Annotated in this window: 1 protein-coding gene; it reads left to right on the forward strand. The window is 74.8% G+C overall.

Going from position 1 to position 1,492, the window contains the following annotated elements; genetic code table 11:
- The first annotated feature begins 207 nt into the window (after positions 1–207).
- On the forward strand, positions 208–1,359 hold the full coding sequence (locus AC5LUJ_RS17690) for an acyl-CoA dehydrogenase family protein (protein ID WP_493465325.1): 1,152 nt from the start codon (positions 208–210) through the stop codon (positions 1,357–1,359).
- Positions 1,360–1,492: the final 133 nt, after the last annotated feature.

Here is a 1,492-nt window from a genome sequence, read left to right on the forward strand (position 1 = left end):
AGCGGGGGCGCGGGAAACGTCGTCCGCGCGGGCCGGCCGGCCGGGGCAGCAGGTGGCGTCGTGAGCGTGCCGTCACGGTCCCGGACCGGCCCGGCCGACCGCCCCGCCACCGGCCTGCCCGCCGCCGATCCCGCCGCCGGCGGCCGTCCCGCTGCCGCTGCCGGCGGCCGTCCCGATGTCGATGTCGATGCCGATGCCGGCCCTCCGGTGGCCGCGCTGCCGGTCGTGGACATCTCCGACGACGTGCTCGCCCGGACGAGCGCGCGGATCGCGCTCACCGCTGAGGAGTACGACCGTTCCGCGGAGTTCCCCTGGGCAGGCATCCAGGCCGTGCACGACGCGGGCCTGCTGCGGCTGGGGATCTCGCCCCGCTACGGCGGCCAGGGCCTCAGCGCCACCGACAGCGTCCGGGTCCTGCAGTGGCTGGGCCGGGGCGACCCGTCGGTCGCCCTGATCACGGCGATGACGATCCTCCAGCACGTGCTGGAGGACATCGACCCGTGGTGGCCGGCGGATCTCTACCGCACCGTGGTCGACGACTCCCGCCGGCGGCCGGTGCTGCTCAACGCCGTCCGCGCCGAGCCGGAGTGGGGAGCGCCCGCCCGCGGCGGGCTGCCGGCCACGAAGATCCGGCGGACCGCCGACGGCTGGCTGCTCAACGGGCACAAGGGCTTCGCGACAAGCTCGGAAGGCCTCGCCTACCACCTGGTGTGGGCGGCCACCGAGGACCCCGACCCGCTGCTGGCGCACGCCGTCGTCCCCGCCGGCACCCCCGGTATCGAGATCGTGCGCACCTGGGACCACCTCGGGCTGCGGGCGAGCAGCACGCACGACGTCATCTACACCGACGTGGAGATCCCTTTCGGGAACTTCCGCGGCGTGCCCCTCTCCGAGCAGCGCGCCGACCCGGGCCTGGGTGCCGTCGGGATCGGCGTGCCCGCGCTGTACATCGGGGTGGCCCGGGCCGCGCAGGAGTTCTTCCTGCGTTTCGCCAACGAGCGCGTACCCACCTCGCTGGGACGTCCCATCGCCACGACCGAGCGGATCCAGACCATCGCCGGCGAGATCGAGGCGCAGCTGGTCCAGGCTGAGGAGATCGCCTACGGGGTGGTCCGCCGTTTCGACGAGGGTGACCCCAGCGCGCCGCGGCGGTTCCTCGTCGCCAAGCCGCTGATCGTGCGCGCCGCTGTCACAGCCGTGCAGACCGCGGTGGCGGCGATCGGCAACCCGGGCCTGACCAGGCACAACCCGCTCGAGCGGCACCTGCGTGACGTCTACTGTGCCCGCGTCCATCCGCCGCAGGAGGACTCCGCCCTGCTGCTCGCCGGGCGTCAGACGCTCACCGCCGAGCGCTGTTAGGGCCACCTTCAGGGCCACGTCAGCCCGGCCGGGGAGCCGCCGCGGGTGCCGCCGGGCACCTGGCCGGCGGCCCGGGCCACGCCTGACCGGCATCCGGCATCCGGTACACCGCATCCGGCATCCGGCATCCGGC

This window comes from Protofrankia sp. CiP1_Cm_nod3 (genome assembly GCF_982290655.1).